Origin of the sequence: Comamonas sp. UBA7840, assembly GCF_002501455.1 — a bacterium.
GTDB classification, from domain to species: domain Bacteria; phylum Pseudomonadota; class Gammaproteobacteria; order Burkholderiales; family Burkholderiaceae_C; genus Comamonas; species Comamonas jiangduensis.
Genome location: NZ_DLTI01000020.1, coordinates 40,541 through 62,354 on the forward strand (window position 1 = coordinate 40,541; position 21,814 = coordinate 62,354).

22 protein-coding genes are annotated in these 21,814 nt (G+C 59.4%); 10 read left to right on the plus strand and 12 right to left on the minus strand.

Annotation, left to right across the window (positions count from 1 at the left end; genetic code table 11):
* Positions 1 to 82: 82 nt before the first annotated feature.
* From guaD to B3R00_RS05960, 4 genes are all read left to right on the plus strand, one after another.
* The gene (gene guaD, locus B3R00_RS05945; RefSeq protein ID WP_286998026.1) at positions 83 to 1,375 is read left to right on the plus strand and encodes a guanine deaminase; all 1,293 of its coding nucleotides are present in this window, start codon (positions 83 to 85) and stop codon (positions 1,373 to 1,375) included.
* 64 nt (positions 1,376 to 1,439) lie between these two features.
* Entirely contained in the window at positions 1,440 to 2,006 is a 567-nt protein-coding gene (dcd, locus tag B3R00_RS05950; protein WP_174862786.1) for a dCTP deaminase, read from the plus strand.
* Between the two features lie 508 nt (positions 2,007 to 2,514).
* On the plus strand, positions 2,515 to 3,387 hold the full coding sequence (gene ypfJ / locus B3R00_RS05955) for a KPN_02809 family neutral zinc metallopeptidase (RefSeq protein ID WP_286998028.1): 873 nt from the start codon (positions 2,515 to 2,517) through the stop codon (positions 3,385 to 3,387).
* 110 nt (positions 3,388 to 3,497) lie between these two features.
* Positions 3,498 to 4,910 (plus strand): DEAD/DEAH box helicase, encoded by a 1,413-nt coding sequence (locus tag B3R00_RS05960; protein WP_286998029.1) that lies wholly within the window; start codon positions 3,498 to 3,500, stop codon positions 4,908 to 4,910.
* Between the two features lie 56 nt (positions 4,911 to 4,966).
* Here the strand turns inward: B3R00_RS05960 and B3R00_RS05965 are convergent, their stop codons facing one another.
* On the minus strand, positions 4,967 to 5,812 hold the full coding sequence (locus B3R00_RS05965; protein WP_286998030.1) for a symmetrical bis(5'-nucleosyl)-tetraphosphatase: 846 nt from the start codon (positions 5,810 to 5,812) through the stop codon (positions 4,967 to 4,969).
* A gap of 238 nt (positions 5,813 to 6,050) precedes the next feature.
* On the opposite strand from B3R00_RS05965, the gene B3R00_RS05970 reads away from it, so the two are divergent.
* Together B3R00_RS05970 and B3R00_RS05975 are read left to right on the plus strand one after the other, a co-directional pair.
* Complete coding sequence (locus tag B3R00_RS05970; RefSeq protein WP_174862795.1) at positions 6,051 to 6,341, plus strand: H-NS family nucleoid-associated regulatory protein; 291 nt, start codon at positions 6,051 to 6,053, stop codon at positions 6,339 to 6,341.
* A 241-nt stretch (positions 6,342 to 6,582) separates the two neighbouring features.
* Positions 6,583 to 7,794, plus strand: coding sequence for an FAD-dependent monooxygenase (locus B3R00_RS05975; protein WP_286998031.1), 1,212 nt, complete (start codon positions 6,583 to 6,585; stop codon positions 7,792 to 7,794).
* Between the two features lie 4 nt (positions 7,795 to 7,798).
* On the opposite strand, the gene B3R00_RS05980 is transcribed toward B3R00_RS05975, so the two are convergent.
* The gene (locus tag B3R00_RS05980; protein ID WP_376747632.1) at positions 7,799 to 9,076 is read right to left on the minus strand and encodes an MFS transporter; all 1,278 of its coding nucleotides are present in this window, start codon (positions 9,074 to 9,076) and stop codon (positions 7,799 to 7,801) included.
* An 88-nt stretch (positions 9,077 to 9,164) separates the two neighbouring features.
* Here B3R00_RS05980 and B3R00_RS05985 point away from each other — a divergent pair, with 88 nt between their 5' ends.
* The gene (locus B3R00_RS05985; RefSeq protein ID WP_286998032.1) at positions 9,165 to 9,701 is read left to right on the plus strand and encodes a methylated-DNA--[protein]-cysteine S-methyltransferase; all 537 of its coding nucleotides are present in this window, start codon (positions 9,165 to 9,167) and stop codon (positions 9,699 to 9,701) included.
* 228 nt (positions 9,702 to 9,929) lie between these two features.
* Here the strand turns inward: B3R00_RS05985 and B3R00_RS05990 are convergent, their stop codons facing one another.
* From B3R00_RS05990 to B3R00_RS06030, 9 genes are all read right to left on the minus strand, one after another.
* A complete protein-coding gene (locus B3R00_RS05990) occupies positions 9,930 to 10,580 on the minus strand; it encodes a 3'-5' exonuclease (protein WP_286998033.1) in 651 nt (216 codons plus the stop codon).
* A gap of 77 nt (positions 10,581 to 10,657) precedes the next feature.
* Positions 10,658 to 11,299, minus strand: a complete 642-nt coding sequence (gene kynB, locus B3R00_RS05995) for an arylformamidase (RefSeq protein ID WP_286998034.1) — start codon at positions 11,297 to 11,299, stop codon at positions 10,658 to 10,660.
* Between the two features lie 72 nt (positions 11,300 to 11,371).
* Positions 11,372 to 12,730 (minus strand): amino acid permease, encoded by a 1,359-nt coding sequence (locus B3R00_RS06000; protein WP_286998035.1) that lies wholly within the window; start codon positions 12,728 to 12,730, stop codon positions 11,372 to 11,374.
* Positions 12,731 to 13,031: 301 nt separating this feature from the next.
* The gene (locus tag B3R00_RS06005; protein WP_286998036.1) at positions 13,032 to 13,838 is read right to left on the minus strand and encodes an AraC family transcriptional regulator; all 807 of its coding nucleotides are present in this window, start codon (positions 13,836 to 13,838) and stop codon (positions 13,032 to 13,034) included.
* Positions 13,839 to 13,894: 56 nt separating this feature from the next.
* Positions 13,895 to 14,482, minus strand: coding sequence for a LysE family translocator (locus B3R00_RS06010; RefSeq protein ID WP_286998037.1), 588 nt, complete (start codon positions 14,480 to 14,482; stop codon positions 13,895 to 13,897).
* Between the two features lie 72 nt (positions 14,483 to 14,554).
* Positions 14,555 to 14,881 carry a YkgJ family cysteine cluster protein gene (locus tag B3R00_RS06015; RefSeq protein ID WP_286998038.1) on the minus strand — a complete coding sequence of 109 codons (327 nt, stop codon included), beginning with the start codon at positions 14,879 to 14,881 and terminating at the stop codon, positions 14,555 to 14,557.
* 9 nt (positions 14,882 to 14,890) lie between these two features.
* Positions 14,891 to 15,247, minus strand: coding sequence for a YkgJ family cysteine cluster protein (locus B3R00_RS06020; protein ID WP_286998039.1), 357 nt, complete (start codon positions 15,245 to 15,247; stop codon positions 14,891 to 14,893).
* Positions 15,248 to 15,754: 507 nt separating this feature from the next.
* Positions 15,755 to 16,678: an ornithine carbamoyltransferase gene (gene argF / locus B3R00_RS06025; RefSeq protein WP_286998040.1), complete on the minus strand. Its 924-nt coding sequence runs from the start codon at positions 16,676 to 16,678 to the stop codon at positions 15,755 to 15,757.
* A gap of 18 nt (positions 16,679 to 16,696) precedes the next feature.
* Positions 16,697 to 17,893, minus strand: coding sequence for an aspartate aminotransferase family protein (locus B3R00_RS06030; RefSeq protein ID WP_286998041.1), 1,197 nt, complete (start codon positions 17,891 to 17,893; stop codon positions 16,697 to 16,699).
* Positions 17,894 to 18,132: 239 nt separating this feature from the next.
* Here B3R00_RS06030 and B3R00_RS06035 point away from each other — a divergent pair, with 239 nt between their 5' ends.
* Positions 18,133 to 18,447, plus strand: coding sequence for a DUF3579 domain-containing protein (locus tag B3R00_RS06035; RefSeq protein ID WP_219162478.1), 315 nt, complete (start codon positions 18,133 to 18,135; stop codon positions 18,445 to 18,447).
* Between the two features lie 230 nt (positions 18,448 to 18,677).
* Here B3R00_RS06035 and rpsT read toward each other — a convergent pair whose 3' ends face one another.
* Positions 18,678 to 18,971 (minus strand): 30S ribosomal protein S20, encoded by a 294-nt coding sequence (gene rpsT, locus B3R00_RS06040; RefSeq protein ID WP_174862777.1) that lies wholly within the window; start codon positions 18,969 to 18,971, stop codon positions 18,678 to 18,680.
* Positions 18,972 to 19,244: 273 nt separating this feature from the next.
* On the opposite strand from rpsT, the gene murJ reads away from it, so the two are divergent.
* Together murJ and B3R00_RS06050 are read left to right on the plus strand one after the other, a co-directional pair.
* A complete protein-coding gene (gene murJ, locus B3R00_RS06045) occupies positions 19,245 to 20,807 on the plus strand; it encodes a murein biosynthesis integral membrane protein MurJ (protein WP_286998044.1) in 1,563 nt (520 codons plus the stop codon).
* A 57-nt stretch (positions 20,808 to 20,864) separates the two neighbouring features.
* Complete coding sequence (locus tag B3R00_RS06050; RefSeq protein ID WP_286998045.1) at positions 20,865 to 21,713, plus strand: SirB1 family protein; 849 nt, start codon at positions 20,865 to 20,867, stop codon at positions 21,711 to 21,713.
* Positions 21,714 to 21,814: the final 101 nt, after the last annotated feature.

Here is a 21,814-nt window from a genome sequence, read left to right on the forward strand (position 1 = left end):
TGGCATGATTTGTGCGTGAAAGCAAGGCCGGGTAAGCGCAAGCTGCCCCTCAATATTTTTTCCTAGACCTACCACCACGCCGATGAAGATCTACCGCAGTGCCTTGCTCCGCTTTGCCGACGACGGCACGCCGCTCTACGACAGCGATGGTTTGCTGGCCGTTGCCCCTGATGCCCAAGGTCAGGAGCGCGTGGTGGCTGCAGGGAACTGGCAGGCGCTGCAAGCCGAATATGCAGCGCAAGCGAACGCGCACATCCTGCACCTGCCCGGCAAGCTGATCGCACCGGGCTTTGTGGACATGCACATCCACTACCCGCAAACCGATGTGATTGGTGCGCCGGCTGACGGGCTGCTGCCTTGGCTGGAGCATTACACCTTTCCCCACGAAGCACGTTTTCATGACCGCAGCTATGCCGACGGCGTGGCGGAATTTTTTCTGGATGAGCTGCTGCGCAACGGCGTGACCACATCGCTCACCTTTGCCACCTCGCACCCGGCGTCGGTGGATGCCATCATGGCCGCAGCGCAGGCGCGCGGCATGCGCATGCTGGCGGGCAAGGTGCTGCAAGACCGCCACAGCCCCGACGGCGTGCGTGACCACACCGAGCAGGGCCTGATCGACACCGAAACCTTGATCCAGCGCTGGCACGGCGTGGATCGCCTGGGCTATGCCATCACTCCGCGCTTTGCACCCACCAGCACACCCGAGCAACTCAGGGGCGCAGGCGCGCTGGCGGCCAAATATCCTGATGTGTGGGTGCACTCCCATGTCTCGGAAAACCTCGATGAGATCCGCTGGGTGCGCGAGCTGTACCCGCAAGCGCGCAGCTATCTGGAGGTGTACCAGCGCTTTGGTTTGATGCGCGAGCGTGCGGTGTATGCGCACTGCATTTGGCTGGATGACGTTGACCGGGCGCTGATGCGCGAAACCCGGACGGCAGCAGCCATCAGCCCCACCAGCAACTTGTTTTTGTCCAGCGGTTACTTTGATTACTTGAAGGCCGATGCCGCAGGTTTCAGGTATGGGCTGGCCAGCGATGTGGGCGGCGGCATGAGCTTTTCGCCGTTTCGCACCATGCAGGCCGCTTACGTAGTGGGGCGGGAGCAGCACAGCAAACAGGGTTTGAGTTTGAAGCCAGGGCATCTGTGGTGGCAGCACACGGCAGGGGCGGCCAAGGCCCTGGGCTTGGGGGGTGTGATCGGTAATTTGCAGCCGGGCTGCGAGGCGGACATGGTGGTGATCAACCCTGCGTGCACCCCGCTGCTGGCGCGCAAAACGGCGCAAGCGCAGACGCTGGATGAGCTGCTATTTGCGATGATCGTGCTCGGGGATGACCGTTTGATTGAGCAAACCATCATCTCTCAAGCAAAATAACGCCCTGGCGCGCATTCAATCAGCGCGCTCAGCTATAAAAAATTCAGCGAAATAGGACACCTCCATGAGCATCATGAGCGACAAGTGGATCCGCACCATGGCGGAGCAGCACGGCATGATCGAGCCGTTTGAGCCCGGTCAGATCCGCGAGGCCGATGGCAAAAAAATCATCAGCTACGGCACCTCCAGCTACGGCTACGACATCCGCTGCGCGCGCGAATTCAAGGTGTTCACCAACATCCACAGCACGGTGGTTGACCCCAAGAACTTCGATGAAAAAAGCTTTGTCGACTTCGAAGGTGACTACTGCATCATTCCGCCCAACAGCTTTGCGCTGGCCCGTACGGTGGAGTACTTCCGCATTCCCCGCGATGTGCTGACTGTGTGCCTGGGTAAGAGCACCTATGCGCGCTGCGGCATCATCGTGAACGTGACACCGTTTGAGCCGGAGTGGGAAGGCTATGTGACGCTGGAGTTCTCCAACACCACACCGCTGCCCGCCAAGATTTATGCCGGTGAAGGCTGCGCGCAGGTGCTGTTCCTGCAAGGCAACGAACCTTGTGAGACCAGCTACAAAGACCGTGGCGGCAAGTACCAGGGCCAACACGGTGTGACGCTGCCGCGTACCTGAAGCCAGTCGGTACGGTTCCAAAAAGCCAACCTGGGGTTGGCTTTTTTTGTGGGTGTTCAGTGCGTTCCGCGCAAGCGGTGGGTACCGCTTGGGCAGAAGGTGGCGCTGATAGCGCAGCGACGAACGGTTCTCCTACACAGAATTGGCGTGTCACCAGCTTCGCTGCCGCAAGCCGCTTGCCTAGGATGGGGCAAGGCAATCAAGGGGCTTGCTATTTATGCGTCTATCGAATTTCCATGCCTCATCCCGGCGACAGCTTTTTTATGGCACAGCGGTCTTGCTGGGCTTGCTGGTCGCAGTTTGGCAATTTTTCACATTTGTCGAGGTGGTACAGGTGCACACTGCGCAGGCACAAAAAATCAGTCAGTCTGCAGGCTGGGCCGGAAAAGCGGTGGGTGTCATGCCGCAGCCAGAGGGGGATTCCAGCTGGCTACAGGTGGGTCATCAGGCAACGGCGGATACAGGCAGGGTGCTTGCAAATTGGCCTTAGTGAGATCAGGAGCGCGTTATGAAATGGGAAGGCAACCGCCAGTCCAGCAATGTGGAAGATCGGCGCAGCGCAGGGGGCGGTGCTCCGATGCTGGGTGGGCGCAATATTGGGATCGGCACCATCGTGGTCGCTTTGATCGGGGGCTGGGTATTAGGTATCAACCCCTTAACTATTTTGGGTGTGCTCAGTGGTGGCGGTGGTGCACCTGTGGTGCAGCAGAACACGCCTGCACAAGGTGTACCAGCCAACGACACCATGGGGCAGTTTGTGTCCACCGTTCTGGCGGATACCGAAGATGTCTGGGGGCAGATTTTTCAGCAAGGCGGTGCCAGTTACCAAGAGCCGAAACTGGTGCTGTTTCGGGGTGCTGTAGGCACCGCGTGTGGCACGGGCCAGTCTGCGATGGGGCCGTTTTATTGCCCAGGAGATCACAAGGTCTACATTGATCTGTCTTTTTACGACCAGTTAAAAAATCAGCTGGGTGCTCCCGGCGACTTTGCACAGGCTTACGTGATTGCCCACGAAGTGGGGCACCATGTGCAGAATTTGCTGGGCATTTCAGGGCAGGTGGACCAAATGCGCGGCCGTGTGAGCAAAGTGGAATACAACCAGCTTTCTGTGAAGCTGGAGTTACAGGCTGACTGTTTGGCCGGGGTTTGGGCGCACCATGCGCAAAACCAGCGTCAAATCCTTGAGCAAGGCGATGTGCAAGAAGCCATGAACGCGGCAGCCAAAATTGGTGATGATGCGTTGCAAAAAGCGCAAACGGGACAGGTAGTGCCCGACAGCTTTACCCATGGCAGCAGTGCGCAGCGTCAGCGGTGGTTTAAAACAGGGTTGCAAACTGGCACCATCAAATCTTGCGACACTTTTTCAGCCACTAATTTGTAATAAGCCTTGGTTGTGAGTGCGGTTTTATTTCCACGAATCCGCGAGGAAACACTGGATTTATTGAACCTCACACAGGGCTTTGCGCGCACGGTGCGACAATAGCGGTCTAAATGACAAGTCCTTTTTCCTCTTTACTCTTGGCGGAGCCTCTGGCACGCGCCGTGGCCGAAATGGGCTACGAGTCCATGACCCCCATCCAGGCCCAGGCGATTCCGGTGGTTTTAACCGGCAAGGATGTGATGGGAGCCGCGCAAACCGGTACAGGTAAAACTGCTGCCTTTTCGCTGCCGCTGCTGCAACGCTTGATGCGGCATGAAAACAGCTCTGCCTCACCTGCACGCCACCCTGTGCGTGCGCTGGTGCTTTTGCCCACCCGCGAACTGGCAGACCAGGTTGCACAGCAAATCGCCTTGTATGCCAAGCACACCAAGCTGCGCAGCATGGTGGTTTTTGGCGGCATGGACATGAAGCCCCAGACCCTCGAGCTGAAAAAAGGTGTGGAAGTATTGGTGGCGACACCGGGCCGCCTGCTTGACCATATTGAAGCCAAGAACGTGGCGCTCAATCAAGTGGAATATGTGGTGCTGGATGAGGCAGACCGTATGCTGGACATCGGTTTTCTGCCCGATTTGCAGCGCATCTTGAGCCACTTGCCCAAGACCCGTACCACACTGCTGTTCAGTGCTACTTTCTCCCCAGAAATCAAGCGCTTGGCCGGCAGTTACTTGCAAGACCCCGTCACGATTGAAGTTGCACGTCCCAATGAGACGGCGTCTTTGGTGGAGCAGCGCTTTTACAGCGCCAATGACGATGACAAGCGCCGCGCGATCCAGCAGGTTCTGCGTGAAAAAGGCATTCGCCAAGCGTTCATTTTCTCCAACAGCAAGCTCGGCTGTGCCCGTTTGACACGTGCTCTGGAGCGTGATGGTTATCGTGCAGCAGCCATGCATGGCGACAAGAGCCAAGACGAGCGTCTGAAAGCGCTGGAGGCCTTCAAGCAGGGTGAAGTTGATTTGCTGGTGTGTACCGATGTGGCCGCGCGCGGTTTGGACATCAAGGATGTGCCCGCCGTATTTAACTACGACGTACCTTTCAACGCCGAAGACTATGTGCACCGGATTGGCCGTACAGGCCGCGCGGGTGCGACCGGTTTGGCGGTGACTCTGGTGGGCAACTCGGATAGCAAGTTGGTGTCTGAGATTGAGAAGTTGATCAAGAAAAAAATCAACGTTGAAACACTGCAACTGCCTGAATCGCGTCGTTTCCGTGAGCGGGAGCCGCTGCGTGATGCGCCAGGGCGCGAAGAGGTGCAACGCAGTGCATCCGCCTATGGCACGCGCCCAGTGCGTGGTGCGCGCCCAGTGCGCAGCGCACATGCAGATCCTTTCTTTGACAAGCCTTATGAGGCCAGTGAGACCCACGTACCCGCATGGGATGCGGTAAAGGCTGCGCCCAAAGCAGCGCTGGGCACCAAGCCCAAGCGCAAGGTTGCTGCACTGTTTAAGCCCATGGGCAGCGTCTAGCTTTCCAAGGATTCATAAAAAAACCACGGCATGCCGTGGTTTTTTTATGGGAACGCCTAACCTGGTTTTTGTGCTTGCTCGCAATGAATCTGGTGGAGCTGGCGTTCGCGGAAGTCAGCGCCAATTTCCATCGCACTCAGGCAGCCACCCCAGACGCAGCCTGTATCCAGGGCCATCAGGTTAGGCCGGTTCACCAAGCCCAGCGTTGACCAATGGCCGAAAGCCACGATGTCTTGGGCGGTTTTGCGATCGGGGCAGTCAAACCAGGGCATCAGACCTGCTGGCGCTGCATCTGCAGCCTCAGAGCTTTCAAAGTCCATTGCCCCTTGCGCCGTGCAAAATCGAATGCGCGTGAGTGCATTCACAATGACGCGGTTTCTGTCGCTGCCGGTGAAACTGTTATCCCAGTGGTTGGGCAGATTGCCATACATGTGCATCAGAAACTGAGGCAGTGCTTCCCCCTTGATTTGTTGGTGGACTTCATCGGCCAGTTGTAATGTCTCTTCCAGGCTCCATTGCGGTAATACGCCTGCATGCACCATCAATAATCGTTGCCCCTGCGGGTTTTGAATTGATCTGGCTAATGGCTGCTGGGAAATCCAGTGCAGCAAAGCGGCGCGATCGGGTGCATTCAAAATACTTTGCAAAGTATCTCGTTTACCGGGTTTACGCACGCCATAGGCACTGGCAAGTAAATGCAGATCATGGTTTCCAAGCAGAGGCTTAATCACATCTCCCAATTCCATGCAATAGCGCAAGACTTCTACGGATTCAGGGCCGCGGTTGATCAGGTCGCCGAGCAAATAGACGGTATCTCGGCTGGGGGAGAAGGAGATGTCGTTGAGAAGCCTGGTGAGAGCCCCATGACAGCCTTGAACATCACCGATTAAGTAAGTGGACACTCTTTGTATTTCCTTGCTGTGTATTGGCAGTGTAGTGCCAATACATTAAATGCTTGTGCGAGATTTTAGGCCCAGTTCGAATCGCTTCAAGCGCCGTGCATTCAAGCTAAAAATGTTTTCGAAGGCATGATGTACTTTCTTTGGAATATCAAAACATTTGGAATAATTTTCCTTAACGGTTTATGCAAAAAATTTTTCTATCTCTATAATCCAAGAACTTACAGAAAGGAATTCCTCCATGAGCTCTTATAAAGAACTTTTGAAACAGCGCGAAGAACTCGAAAAGCAAATTCAAGATGCACGTAAGCGTGAATTGGCGGAAGCCGTGAGCAAGGTGCGTGCTTTGGTGGATGAGTATGAATTGACGGCAGCAGACATATTCAGCCCTGCGCGTGCGGTTCGCGCAGGTGGCGCTGGAAGCAAGGTACCACCTAAGTACAAAAATCCTGCAACCGGTGAAACATGGACGGGGCGTGGCAAAGCACCCAAGTGGATTCAAGACCAAGATCGCAGCAAGTTTGAAATTTAATCACCAGCTTGCGCATCTCATCCAAGCCTGCGAAAGCAGGCTTTTTTTATGGGTGGACTGATGGTGATGGGTAAGCTGTGCTTTGTGGCGCAGATATATGCCCCATGTGGCGCCAAGAATTGGGCACGCGTTTCCTAAAGCTTGGGGTGCTGCTTCATTTGTGGGCAGTGTTTGCTGCGCATCAGCGTTCTTTTGCTTTGGAGGCTTCTGGGCACCCCGTTTCAGCGCCACAATTTGCCCCATGAAAAAACAAGTATTGATCGCAGGTGGTGGCATTGCCGGCATGGCTGCAGCGTTGGGCGCATCGCACGCTGGCTGGGATGCACGCTTGTTTGAACGGGCGGCCTTGTTTTCTGAAGTGGGTGCCGGTGTTCAGCTGGGGCCGAATGTGGTGCGCCGTTTGCAGGCCTGGGGCTTGCAAAAAGCGTTGCAACAGGTTGCTGCAGTGCCGCTGCAATTGGTGGCACGCAGTGCGTTGAGTGGGCGTGTGCTGGCCAGTGCGCCGCTGGGGCAATCCATGGTGGAGCGCTACGGGGCCGCCTATGTCACCATTCACCGCGCAGACTTGCATGCGGTCTTGCACAGCGCGGCCCAAGAACGGGCTGATATTTATATCAATCCCGGGCAAGAAGTCACCGAACTGCTGGGCACGGAGCGCGTGACCACCATACGCACCTCTGCCAACAAGGTGGTGGAGGGCGATGCCCTCATGTTGGCCGATGGGGTGTGGAGCAAGTTGCGCGCAGCAGTGCTCGGTGATCCCAGCCGTCCCCGGGTCTCAGGTCATTTGGCCTACCGGGCCTTGCTACCCATGACAGACATTCCGGTGGGGTGGCGTAGCAATGAAGTGACGGTGTGGCTGGGCCCCCGCATGCATGCCGTGCATTACCCGGTACGTCGTGGCGAAATGATGAACATCGTGGTCATTGTTGAAGGCCCTGTACCCCAGGATTTGGAGCAGTGGGACCATGCGGCCAATGCACAGGTACTGGAGCAAGCGCTGGCTGATTGCAGCAGCAATTTGCAAGATTTGATCCGCAGCGTGCCTGCCGCAGGTGCCCACTGGCGCTTGTGGCCGCTGTCTGACCGTGCGCCCATTCAAGGCCCTGATGCCATGGCCCAAGGTTTGGTCGGCTTGATTGGTGATGCTGCGCACCCCATGCGCCCTTATTTGGCGCAAGGCGCGGGTATGGCGATTGAAGATGCGGCAGAGTTGCAGCGTGCTTTGGCGATGGATGACTTGGACATTGGCTTGCGCTTGCGCCGCTATGCCCTCAATCGTTGGGAGCGCAATGCCCGTGTGCAAGCGCGCTCCATTCGCAACGGCAACATTTTCCACGCCACTGGCCCGGTACGTTGGGGGCGCGATCTGGCCATGGGCATGCTGGGTAGCCGGTTGATGGATGTGCCATGGCTCTACAGCGGCGAAGGCTCTAGCGCCAGCACCTTGTAAGTTCTTAGACTTTGCTGCGAAGCAGCAAGGGTGAGGCGGGCAGCCAGCGATAGGCGGTCGATGCGATCATCAGCCAGATCGCAATCGTCAGGGCGACGGCCGTGTAGCTTTCCCAGCCGTGTAGGGCGGCCCATGCGGCGACCACACCGGTAAACCACTGCATCAGGGCCACGCCCAAAAACATGGACATGGTAAACAGCGACAGCGCACGCCCGGTCATGTGGTCGGGGTAGGAGGCGCGCACATCGGCGTATTGCAGCAAGCCGTAGCCCGACAGCATGGCCATGGCAATCACGATGGCGATGTTGCCGATGGTGCTGTGCCACAGGCCCAGCATCACAAACAAGGCAGCCATACACAGCGAAAAATTTGCCAGCCACTGGCGCCGTGCCAGGGTGCCCGGGTCGAGGCGACCAAAAATCGCCGGGGTGAACAGGGAGATCAAGGACACAACAAAGGCAACGTGCCCGCTGTGCACCAAGCTCAAGCCATGGCGATCCATCATCAAGGGGCCAATCCACAGCCCGCGCAGCGACAAGAAGGCGGCGTAGCACGACATGCCCAGCACCAGCATGCCCCAGGTGTGGGGCAGTGTCAGCAACTCTGCCATGCGCATAAAGGCGGAGCCCCATGTTTCAGGGGTGCCAGCCTTGGTACTGGGTAGCACAGGTTCATGCACTTTGCAAAAAATGAGCACCCAGGACAGCGCGCACATGATGCTCAGCAGCCAAAAACCACTGCGCCAGCCGCCTGCCTCCACCACCCACGCCAGGGGGCTGCCGGTGAACAGCAAACCCAGTCCGCCCACGCCCATCGACAGACCCGAGAAAAACGCAAAGCGCTCTGCCGGGAAGTGACGGGCAATAAAGATGGTGCAGGCGAGAAAAGCCGGAGAGCAGCCCACGCCAATCATCAACTGGCCCAGCATCAGCCAACCGTAGCTGGGGGCTGCGGCGGAGACCATGGCGCCCAGCGTGGCGAATGGAAAGGCACACAGCACGGTACGGCGCAGGCCGTACAAATCCATGCCAATGCCCATCAGCAGCTGGGCGATGCCGAACGACAGGCCAAACAGCCCGGCAAACGCGCCCAAAGAGCTGGCACTGATACCAAAGTCCTGCTGCAGGCCCTGGGCCAAGATGGCAGTGATGGTGCGAAAAGCTTGGCTCAGTGCAAAGCCGCTGAGCAAGGCCAGCAGCATGATCCAGAGTTGGCGTTGCAAAACGCTGCGGTGTGAGGTAGTGGATGGGGTCTCGGGCACAGTGGCATCTCCTGGCGGCAAGCGTAGCGCTGAGCGGCCGCGGCAACTGTCACCACGGTGTAGGGATTTGCCCTTGGCGAGCCGGTACCGCAGGCATAGAGTGGTGGTTATGAGCACACGCACTTCCACCCCCGCTACACCTTTCGTTTTGCATTACATCGTGCGTGCGTGCCCGCTCGGGCAGGTTTTGGTGGCGGCTACGCCCAAAGGGATTGCAGCGGTGTTGTTGGGCGACGATCAACCCCAGTTGATTAGTGACTTGCAGCAGCGCTATCCGCAGGCGCAGCTGGACACCGGCGGCCCTGTGCTGCAGCGCTGGGGCGATACCGTGCTGGAAATTTTGGCGCACCCCAGCTTGCAGCATGTGGTGCCGCTGGATGTGCTGGGCGGCACGGATTTTCAGCGCAAAGTATGGAAGGCCTTGCGCGGCATTCCGGCGGGGCAAACCCGCAGCTATACCGAGCTGGCCCAGGCCATAGGCCGGCCGCAGGCCGTGCGTGCCGTGGCCGGTGCCTGCGCGGCCAACCCGCTGGCGGTGCTGGTGCCCTGCCACCGCGTGCTGCGCAGCGATGGCGGCTGGGGTGGCTACCGCTGGGGCATTGCGCGAAAGCAACAGCTGTTGCAGCAAGAAGGCGCGATTGCGTGAGAGCCATTCTTAAAAAAGATAGCTGCTAGCGCTGGTATATATTGGATTTCAGCATTAAATGTATCGGAAGTGCTTGATATGCAAGTGCTGCAAGCTATGCAATAAGAAATTGCAGCACCGACCTTGGTACGTCTTTGCATGGCCTGATCGCAATCGAAATGGCAATCTCAACCGCACCTCGAAGACGGGCTGGGTGGTGTGAATGGCCCTCAGGCGCGCTGCACGCTTTCAGGCATCCAGCATGCCCGGCAGCTGGGGCTGGGTTTGCAGTTCGCAGGTGCGCTGCAGCAAGGCGGGCATGTGCTGGCGCTGGCAGCTTTGGATGTGCTGCAGCAGGTGGTGTGCAGGCTGCGGAATGTGCCAGCGGGTTTGCAGATCGTGCTGCATGCGCAGCAGCAAGTGGGCTGTCATTTGCGCATCGGCCAAGGCGCGGTGGGCCTTGTCGGCGGGCGGTAAATCCAAAAAGCGCACGATGCGCCCCAGCGCATGGCTGGGCGCTTGCGGGTACAGACGGCGCGACAGCAGCACCGTGCAGGCAAAAGGCTGAGGGGCTGCGCACCCCGCGCGCTGCAGTTCATCCACCCAGAACTTGCTGTCAAACGAAGCGTTGTGCGCCACCATGGGCATGGTGCCTACAAAGGCGGCGGCCTCGCGCATCACTGCCTCAGCTGGTGGCGCGGCCTGCAGCATGGCCGTGTTGATGCCGGTGAGCTGGGTGATGTTCCACGGCATGGGCTGTCCGGCATTCATCAGGCTGTGGTAGTGATCGACGATGCGTCCGCTTTCCACCACCACAATGCCCACCTCGGCCGCACGTGCGCCATGGGCGGGGCTCATGCCGGTGGTTTCAAAGTCGATGATGGCAATGCGTTCGGTCATGAAGGCAAATTTCTCTGTTTTCTTTGTTTTGATAGCTGCCAGTGCTTGCCAGACAAGCGCTGAAGGAAGATTTCTCATCAGGCTGCAAGAGGCCGCAGGATGGCGCGCACGGGCGAGGCCTCGGCCTCCATCAGCTTCAGTGGCAGGGCAATCAGCTCGTAGTCGCCCTCGGGCACGGCGTCCAGCACTAGGTTTTCCAGAATGCGCAGGCCGCGTGCGCGCACCAGCATGTGGCTGTCCAGCGCAGTGCTGCCCGCCGGGTCAATGCTGGCGGTGTCAATGCCAATCAGCTGCACGCCCAGCTCGGCCAGGCGGGCGATGGCATCGGTTGCCATACCGCTGAGGTGCTCGTCCCACTGCTGCGGTGCCTGCGCATAGGTGCGCACCAGCACGCGCGGCGGCAAGTCGGGGTTGATGGCGTGCTGCAAGTGTTGCCACGCAATCAGCGGGCCGCAGCCGATGGCATGAATCACCCTGCAGGGGCCGATGTAGGGCTGCAAATCCACCGCACCCATGCTGGGGCCGCTGGCGTCGTAGTGCAGCGGTGCATCGGCATGCGTGCCCAGGTGGGACGAGAGGCTGATGGCGCTGACATTGACCGGGCAGTCCGCGCTAATCCGCGCGGTCCAGCGCTGCTGGTAGGGCGCATCGCCGGGGTAGGCGGGGCTGGCGCTGTGCACCGGGGCGGAGATGTCCCAAATCTGTGGCGTGGCGGTCATGGCAAATGCAGGGCAATAAAAAAGCCTGTGGCTCGCGAGCGAGTCACAGGCTGGCAAGTATGCGTGCTGCGCTTATTTTTTGCGGCGCAGCAGGTAAATCACGCTCAGCAGCACCAGCCACGGCAGGCCAAAGGCCAGCGTCAGGCGAAATTGCGGGGTGAATGCGGTGGTGATTAGCACGGCCGCCATCAGGATGGCCCCCAGCAGGGTCAGCCATGGAAACCCCCACATGCGAAAGGCGCTGACTACGCCAGCCTGGTCGCGGCGGTGGCGGAAAGCCAGGTGGGTGACAAACACCATGAACCAGGCAAACATGGCGCCAAACATGGCAATCGACATCATCCAGATAAAGGATTGATCGGGCCAGAAAGCATTGATAAACATGGCTACACCCGCGCCCAGGCTGGAGATCAAAATGGCGGCCACAGGCACGCCACGCTGGTTGGCCTGGCCAAACACGGCGGGCGCCTGGCGGGCACGGCCCAGGCTGAACATCATGCGCGAGGTGGCGTACAGCTGGCTGTTCATGGCCGACAGGGCGGCCACCAGCACGACAAAATTCAGCACGCCGGCGGCGTAGGGGATGTTGATGATTTCCATCACACGCACAAAGGGGCTGGTTTGCGTGGCGGCTTCCGTCCACGGCACGATGGCCAGCATGAGCGCCAGGGTGAGCAGGTAAAACAGCACCAGGCGCAGCACCGTGGTTTTCATGGCGCTTTGCACGGCTTTTTGCGGGTGCTGGGCTTCGCCCGCTGCCACGGCAATCGCTTCAACGCCCAGATAGCTGAACATGGCCACAATCACGCCCAGCCACATGCCGGAGATACCTTTGGCCCAAAAGCCACCGCCTACGGCGTAGTTCTGCAGGCCAATGCCTGGGATGTGCGCGCCAAACACCACATAGGCGCCAATCAGCACAAACGCCACAATGGCGGCCACCTTGATGGCCGAGAACGCATATTCCGCCACGCCATACACCTTGACGCTGCGCAGGTTGATGCCAATGAGCACCGCAGAGAACACGGCCACCCAGATCCACTGCGGCACGGTGGGGAACCAGTAGGCCATGTAGATGCCCACGGCCGTCACCTCCATGCCCACGGCCAGCACCAGCGCCGCCCAGTAGGCGTAGCGCACCACAAAGCCGGCTAGCGGGCCAAGGTAGTACTCGGCGTAGGCGCCGAAGGAGCCGGAGGTGGGGTGGGCCACCGTCATCTCGCCCAAAGCGCCGATCAGCAACAGGGCGATGAAAGCACCGATGGCGTAACTGGCCAGCACGGCAGGGCCGGCAAAGCCAATGGCAAAGGCGCTGCCCATGAACAGCCCGGTGCCGACGGCGCCGCCAATGGCAATCATCACCATTTGGGCACTGGTCAGGTGCTGTTTCAGACCAGTTTCGCGTTGTTGTATGTCTTGGAAATCGCCCATTGCGCCCAGGGTCCTATCGAATCGAGAAACCTCTGAGTATCGTTGGCGGCGCGCTTTTTTGCAGCCACAGGGGGATGCCGGGGTTCACAGGTCGTTGGGGGTGTCCGACAAAGTAGCTTGCAGGCAGATCACCGCCACCAGCAGCCCGCACACAATGAAGGCGCTGGCAATCACCATGAGCAAAGTAGACATGGCAGCCTCCTTGTCCTGAAGTGGCGCTTAGCTGCAGTATGCAGATGCCATCGCAGGGAGCCTGCACGCCAGTGGCTTGAAGCGATGCAGGCGCGCAGATTACAAGGTCTTACAGTGACGCCAGCTGCTGCTTCGCATAGCAGCCCGGCGTGGCGGCATGGTGGGCCTTGAAGGCGCGCTGCAGGTGCGACTGGTCGGCAAAACCCATGGCCAGTGCGGCATCTGCCAGCGCGGCGCCTTGGGCCAGCAGACAGCGAGCACCATTGAGGCGGATGTTGAGGCGGTAAATGCCGGGGGTAACCCCGGTGGCGGTTTTGAAGTGGCGGATAAACCGTGACGTGCTCATCCCCTGCGCCTGGGCCATGGCGTGGATGTTCAGGGCATTTTCGGGTTGCTCGTGCCACTGTTCCAGCGCCAATTGCACGGTGTGGTCTTCAGTGGCCAGTGGCTGAGGCAGGGGGTGTATCAGCGATGTGCGTTGCAGCAGGGTACGCAGCTGGTCTGTCCACGCTTGTGCATTCGCCGTGGTCTGGGTCAATTGCACGCACAGCTGGTGCAGCTGCTGCGCCACGTGCACATCGCTCAGGGCGCGCTGTGCAAAACGCAGGCCTTGTACGCCCAGTACATCGTGCAGCCAGCCGGCTTGCAGATACAGCATGCGGTACGACCACGCCGTGACGGCTGCCGGGTTACAGGCATGCCAGACATACGGCTCAATCAAGACCACGCTGCCTGCGTGCAAGTGCTGCGGGCCTGCGGGGTGGGTGAAGGTGGCGTGTCCTTGGTCTACCAAACCTAGCGAATACTCGGCATGCATATGCAGCCGGTAGGCATGCGGAGAATGCTGGCTCACCCGCAACTCCGCCCAGGGCAGCTGCGGGTGGCGGTAAAACTGGTGGGAAGCTGGGCGATCCATGGCGTCCATCATGCCAGCATGCTCAGCACGCTGAACACCAACAGCACCGCCAAGGCCTAGTGCAAGCGTTGCTGGCGCAGCGGGGTCTGCAGCCAGCGCACCAAGGTGCGGCCCAGCAAGGCCCAGCAGCCGACGCCCACCATGCAGGCGACCAGAGAGACGGCGCACAGCAAGCCCAGGCGGTTCGTGGTTTGCCCCGCATAGGGCAACACAAACAGCCCCACGGCAGACAGGGCAAACAACCAGGCTTTGGGGTTGAGCGTTTGCACGGCGGCACCTTGGACAAAAGCCCGTCCGATCGGCATGGCCGCGCTGGCTGGCACGCTGCTGGATGCCGTGTGCTTTGCGCTGGCCAGTCGCCAGGCCAGCCACAGCAAATAGGCCGCGCACAGCCATTCGGCAGTCTGCGCCAACTGCGGCAGCTGTTGCAGCAGCGGTGCACTGGCCAAGCCCATGCAGGCGACGACGGCCCCATAACTCAGGCTGGCGCCCAGCACATACCCCAGCGCTGGTTGGCGTGCGCGTTGGCTGCCATGGCGCAGGGCCAGCACATTGACCGGGCCGGGGGTGATGGCGCCCACCAAGGCGAAATTGCCCATGGCAAGCAGCGTGGGACACAAAGGAGAAAAGATGGTTTCATTCACGCAGCGCACTGTGCCCCGTGCTGCGGCGCTTGTATTGAACAAAATTGCAGCGTGGCGGCCAGCAAGCCGGTCTTACAGCAGTCCGCTTTCCAGCGCGGGCAGGCCGTGGCGCAGGCGCACGCGGTTGCAGGCGTCAGAGCCCGCTGCAAATTCGCGGCAAGGTGAGGGGCGCCATTCGTAAATGCCGCAGGCGGCGCGCTCTCCGACTGTGCCGGTCAAGGCAGCGCAGCGGGGGCGGGCGTAGTCAGTGCCGCGCATGCGGCAGGTGAAGTCATTGACCTCATCCACCAGACCACGGGGCACACGGCCACCGTTGTCTTCGGATTCATAGATCGAAAAATCGACGCGAAACGATGCGCAGCAGGCGCCGCAGCTCAGGCAAGGGTGGGGGTGTGCCATGGTGGGGTGTTATGCAGCTTCTGCCCAGCGTTCGACCTCGGCTTCGGTCAGTGCGGGCAGGTCAAATTTGGCGCGGGTGTCGTGGCAGCCATACGAAGCAAACGGGAAATCACGGCAGGGGCGCGAGCGTTGTTCGTAAATCGTGCAGCCTACGCAGTCGTTGCCCAGATCCCCCAGCGCGACGCAGCGCACGGGGTGCTGTGCGGTACCGTTCATGCGGGCGCGGTTGCCTTTGCCGGGCACCTCGTGGGCCAGTTCATCGGGCACGGTGCCGCCCATGGATTGCAGCTCGTAAATCGAGAATTCAACGCGGTAATTGGTACAGCATACGCCGCATTGGAGGCAGGGGTGAATGGCTTCAGTCATGGGGAAGCGAGCGCTTTTTTCAGCGGTTGTATCAATAGGCAAAAAATCCCAAACAGGCGCCGCCACACACACCGCCAGGCCGTAGCGGGTGTGGTCTGGCCAAGAACAAGCAAGACACAGACCGACCCACGGCAAGCGCAAAAGCGTGCAGTGCAGCGTAAAAAAAGAGAGAGAACCTAGGTGTGACCGAGCAGGTAGCGCGGCGTTTTCAGCAGATGGCTGCAGGCAATGGCGTGCAGCGCGCTGCGGCGGCGGGCCATGCGGCGCAAATCTAGCGTGCGCGTGCCGCTGGCAGAGCAAGAGAAGGGGGCTTGCGTGCGCAGCGTGGTGACGGTGCTGCGCGGCTTAAATAAAAAAAGAGCTGCTAGCGCTGATCCTGCTTGGCTTTGCAATCTAAAGATGTGCGAAAGCTTGAGCAGGCGCGCGTAAGCAGCTCCTGTTTTTGTGAGAGGCGTGCCAAAGCAAGGTAGAGCGCGCATCACAAATAGGTCGTATCGTTAGGCGTAATTAGTCGCCCCGCTTGCCCAGCAGCAGGTACTCCATGAGCGCCTTTTGCACGTGCATGCGGTTTTCCGCTTCATCCCAGACCACGGATTGTGGGCCGTCAATGACTTCGGCGGTCACTTCCTCGCCGCGGTGTGCGGGCAGGCAGTGCATGAAAACGGCCTCAGGCTTGGCGGCCTGCATCATCTCTTGGTCGACGCACCAGTCGGCAAAGGCCTTCATACGCACGGCGTTTTCGGCTTCGTAGCCCATGCTGGTCCACACGTCAGTCGTGACCAGATCGGCGCCCTTGCAGGCTTCCAGTGGGTCTTTGAAAACTTTGTAGCAGCCGGGGCGTGGAGGCTTGCCGTTGAAGGCCAGCTTTTCGTCCACTTCGTAGCCACCGGGGGTGCTGACGTGTACGGTAAAGCCCAGCAAGTCCGCAGCCTGCAGCCAGGTGTTGGCCATGTTGTTGCCATCACCGACCCACGCCACGACTTTGCCCTGAATGGAGCCACGGTGCTCAATGAAGGTGAAAATGTCGGCCAGGATCTGGCAGGGGTGGAACTCGTTGGTCAGGCCGTTGATGACGGGTACGCGCGAGTGCTCGGCAAAGCGCTCGATTTTGTCTTGGCCGAAGGTGCGAATCATGACCAAATCGGTCATGCGGCTGATGACGCGGGCGCTGTCCTCAATGGGCTCGGAGCGGCCCAGCTGGCTGTCGCCCGTGGTCAGGTGCACCACGGAGCCACCCAGCTGGTACATGCCGGCTTCAAAGCTCACGCGCGTGCGGGTGCTGGCCTTTTCAAAGATCATGGCCAGCGTGCGGTCGCTCAGCGTGTGGTGCTTTTCGTAGTTCTTGAACTTCTTTTTGATCAAGGCCGCACGGGTCAGCAGGTAGTTGTACTCGTCGGCGGTGAAATCGCTAAATTGCAAATAGTGCTTCATGCAGTATTCCTTGGAGTGTCAGGCGGCCAGCAGGGCTTGAACCAAAGGCTTTAGGCGGGTGACGATTTCGTCGGCTTCGGCCTGGGTCAAGATCAGAGGAGGAACCAGGCGGATCACGGTGTCGGAAGTGACGCTCAGTAGCAGGCCAGCCTCAGCCGCTTGGCCAATCAGTTGGCCGCAGGGCTTTGCAAGTTCCACACCAATCATCAGGCCTTGGCCGCGCACTTCGACAAAACCGTCCATGTTGCCCAACTCGGCGAGCAGCTTGGCTTTCAGGTGGCCGCCCACTTGCGTGGCGTGGGCCAGTAGGCCATCTTCTTCCATGATGCGAATGGTTTCCACGCCCGCACGCATGGCCAGCGGGTTGCCGCCGAAAGTGGAACCATGGTTGCCAGCTTGCAGCACGTTGGCCGCAGCGTTGTGCGCCACGACCGCACCCACTGGCACGCCAGAGCCCAGGCCCTTGGCCAGGGTCATCACATCGGGCGTAATGCCTGCCCACTGGTGGGCAAACCATTTGCCGGTGCGGCCCATACCGGCTTGCACTTCGTCCATGATGAGCAGCCAGCCATTGGCATCGCACAGGGCGCGCACTTGCTTGAGGTAATCCGCACGCATGGGGTGCAGGCCACCTTCGCCCTGGATGGGCTCCATCATCACAGCGACGATATTGGGGTTGCCCTCAGTGGCTTCCACCAGCGCCTGGTAGTCGTTGGGGGCCACGCGGGTGAAGCCTTCCAGCAAGGCGCCAAAACCGTTGCGCACCTTGGGGTTGGCCGTGGCCGACATGGTGGCGATGGAGCGGCCATGGAAGGCGTGGTCATACACCACGATTTCAGGCTTTTCAATGCCTTTGTCCACGCCGTACTTGCGCGCAATCTTGATGGCGGCTTCGTTGGCTTCCAGGCCGGTGCTGCAAAAGAACACATTGGTCATGCCTGCGCGCTCTGTCAGCAGCTTGGCCAGCTCTTCTTGGCCGGGTACGTGGTAGTAGTTGGAGGTGTGGATCAGCTGGGTCAGCTGCTCTTGCAGGGCGGGCACCAGCTTGGGGTGGTTGTGGCCCAGCGTGTTGACAGCAATGCCGCCCAAGGCGTCCAGGTACTCCTTGCCGTTCACATCCCACACGCGGCAGCCTTGGCCTCGTCGCAGCGCAATTGGCACACGGCCATAAGTGGGCATAACGTGGGGCGAGGCAGCCTCAATGTGAGCGGTCATGAATCAATCTCCGGACATAACAGTCATGGCACAACTTTTGCAGCTTTTGCAAAAGACAAGAGAATGATTTTAGGGCCCTATAAGCGCTGCGGCATGCTCACTTCCATATTTGGAATAAAGCTATGCATGGATTGCAATCCCGAGTGCCCTGCCTGTGTCTTATATAAGAGTTAGAATTGAAGAGTCGGTGCACATAGCGGCGATCCCGCAGCGCACCCCGTATTACCGGATTGATCCTGATGGTTTCCCCAAGCTCCAAAGAAATATTCATCCAAGGTGTCACCTTGGAGGGAAAAACTTTTCGCCCCAGTGACTGGGCCGAACGTTTGGCGGGTGTGATGAGTCAGTTTCGTCCCGGTGGCGCCCAGCGTGGCAGCCATTTGGGCTATTCGCCCTGGTGCGTTCCCACCACCATGAATGGCTTTAAATGCATTGTGGTGCACCGTGATTTGCAAGCCCATGAGCCGATGGCATGGGACTTCGTGCTGAACTTTGCTCGCGACAATAATTTGCAGGTGGTCGAGGCTTGCCTGATTCCTGACGCTGAAAAATAACGCTGCTGTGGGCGTAAACCGCCTTGATTGTGTGTGAACGAGCCGCCAGAGGGCGGTTTTTTTCATGCCTGCGCGTTGTAGATGCAGGCGAAACATTCATGGCTGCCGGGGCGCAACGTCATAAAAAAGGCACAAAAAAACCGCCGTGAGGCGGTTCTTTTGTTTCGCTGGCAGCGCACCCGAAGCAAACGGCGAAGGGCTAGGTCCTTCGTGCGATGCCTAAATGTGGATTAGGCGGCCAGTGCCAAGGTCTTGACCTTGGAGGACAGGCGGCTCTTATCGCGAGCGGCCTTGTTCTTGTGGAAGATGCCCTTGTCAGCAACGGAGTCCAGCACGGACTGCGCCTTGGCAAACAGTTCGGTAGCCTTCACCTTGTCGCCGGCCAGAACAGCCTTCTCGACATTCTTCACAGCGGTACGGTACTTGGAACGCAGCGATGTGTTTGCAGCGTTCAGCTTAACGTTTTGACGAGCGCGCTTGCGGCCGGAGGCCAGGCGGGGGTTCTTTTTGGCTTTAGTTGCCATGATGTATTTCCTTTGTTGTCTGGGGATGATGCCAGCGAAGCCCTAGATTATAGCAACGCTTGCGCTCATGTGCAGGGTGCAGTAGCCAATCGGTCGGTGCACCATGGTGGTGTGTTTGCATTGTGTTGGTGCAACGTTGCACCAACAAAGCGCTTGGGGGTGATGCCGGTGGGTGTTGCAGGCCTTGGGGTGCTGCGGGGCTTTTGCGAAATTTTGTGTATCTGCTGGCGGCCGCAGCAACTTGGCAGGGTGGCGCGTGGCTACACTGCGCGGGTGTCACTTCTTAAATCTGCCTCTACCGTTTCGTTGCTGACTCTGGCCTCTCGGGTCACGGGTTTGGTGCGTGATTTGATCATGGCGTCCATGTTCGGCGCGAATGCGCTCACGGATGCGTTCAACGTTGCTTTCCGTATTCCCAACCTGTTTCGGCGCTTGTTTGCCGAGGGGGCGTTCAGTCAGGCCTTTGTGCCCGTGCTGGCCACCACCAAGACGCAAGAAGGCGAGGAGCGCACGCGGGCGCTGATTGGCAATGTGGCCACGGTGCTGTTTTGGGTGTTGCTTTTGACCTGTTTGGTGGGCGTGGCGGGCGCGCCGGTGCTGGTGTGGTTGCTGGCCAGCGGGTTGAACAGTGGTCACGCGCACGAAGCGGCAGTGTGGATGACGCGCTGGATGTTCCCCTACATCGGCTTTATGTCGATGGTGGCGCTGTGTGCTGGGGTGCTCAATACGTGGCGCAAGTTTGCGGTTCCGGCGGCCACGCCGGTGTTGCTCAATATCTGCATGATTGCGGCAGCCTTGCTGCTGGCACCGTGGCTGGAGCGCCAAGGTGTGGAGCCGATTTACGCCATGGCTGCGGGGGTGATGCTGGGCGGGGTGCTGCAGCTGGGTGTGCAACTACCTGCGCTGAAGAAGCTGGGGTTGTTGCCGCGCATTGGTATGTCGCCTGCAGCCTTCCAAGCAGCCTGGAATGACGGGGGGGTGCGCCGCATTCTGTCGTTGATGGCGCCCGCTTTGCTGGGTGTGGGGGTGGCGCAGGTCAGCTTGATGATCAATACGCAGATCGCTTCTTACCTCACACCGGGCAGCGTGACCTGGCTATTTTATGCCGACCGGTTGATGGAGTTTCCCACGGCGCTGCTGGGCGTAGCGCTGGGCGTGGTTCTGACGCCGCAGCTGGCATCGGCCAAGGCCGCAGGCGATGCACAGCGCTACTCCAACATGCTGGACTGGGGGCTGCGTCTGGTGGTGCTGCTGGCCGTGCCATGTGCAGTGGGTTTGCTGGCATTTGCAGAGCCCTTGGTGGCCACCTTGTTTCACCGTGGGGCGTTGCACAGCCAGGATGTGTCTAACATCGCCTTGGCGCTGATTGGGTATGGTGCTGGTTTGGTGGGGCTGGTGGCGATCAAGGTGCTGGCGCCGGGCTACTTTGCCAGCCAGGATATGAAAACGCCGGTCAAGATTGCGGTGGCGGTGCTGGTGTTGACGCAAATTTTGAATGTGGTGCTGGTGCCCTGGATGGCGCATGCCGGTTTGGCACTGTCGATTGGCTTGGCAGCATTGGTCAATGCCACGTGGCTGCTGATTGGCTTGCTGCGCCGTGGTGCCTACCAGCCTGCGGCGGGTTGGCTCAAGTACGCTGTGCAGGTGGCGGCAGCCTCTGCTTTGCTGGCGGCCTTTTTAATTTGGGGTGCCCAGCAATGGGACTGGAAGGCGTTGCAAGTCCATGAGTGGCAGCGTGCTGGCCTGATGGCGTTGATGCTGGCCGGCTCCGCCGTGATTTATTTTGGTGCTTTGCGGGCGTCTGGGGTCAAATTGCGTAGCTTGCTGCGCCGTTGAAAGGCTGCTCTGCAGTGCTCGCTTTGCATACAGTGAAATCGCGGTAGAGTGCCTTCCATGCAGCTGAACTTTGAAGCCCCCTCTGCGCTAGATCACTTCGCTTGCCTGGTTGGGCATGACGTAGCCTTTCCGGTGCTGGAAGCCGCAACCAGCTTGGCGTTGGATGCCGCCCCCGATCTGGACGTGCAGGGCGTGCTGCTGCAGGTGGATGACTGGGTAGAGCGCTTACGCAAGTCCATTCCTGTGGGGGCTACGGCGCTGCAGCGCACATTCATGCTCAACGCGTTTTTCTACGAAAAATTGGGCTTTGCCGCCAATGCGAACGACTTTGCCAACCCTGCCAACAGCTATGTGCACCATGTGCTGCAAACACGCCGTGGCATTCCGATTACTTTGGCGGTGCTGTGGATGGAGTTGGCCCAGGGCATTGGGCTGAAGGTCGATGGCATTTCTTTTCCGGGGCACTTTCTGGTGAAGGTGCATGTGGACGAGGGCATCATTATCCAAGACCCATTGAGCGGGCTGGGGCTGACGCAAGCCATGCTGTCAGAGCGCTTGGAGCCTTTTCGTGAAGGCTGGGGGCTGGCCGAAGAGGAGATGGCACCGCTGCATTTGTTTTTGATGCCTGCCAGTGGCCGCGAAATCATTGAGCGCATGTTGCGCAATTTGAAGAGCGTGTACGTGGAAGAAGAGCACTTGGACTTGCTGCTGGGCGTGCTGCACCGCTTGATTGTTTTGCGCCCGCTGGATGCAGACTGCTACCGTGATCGCGGCTTGGTGCTGGCACAGCTGGGGCAGCGCGACGCGGCATTGAAAGATTTGCAAAACTATGTGCGTATGGCGCCTGCCCCCCAGGATTTGCCGGTGATTGAGGCGCGCATTGAGTTGCTGCGCGCAGAAATCTAAGCCGTAAGCCACTGCCATCGGAGAATAAAAAATAGAGCGCCTAGCGCTCTATTTTTCTTGGTTTGGCAGTGTTTTGATGTGCAAGTGCTTGATTGTCTTGC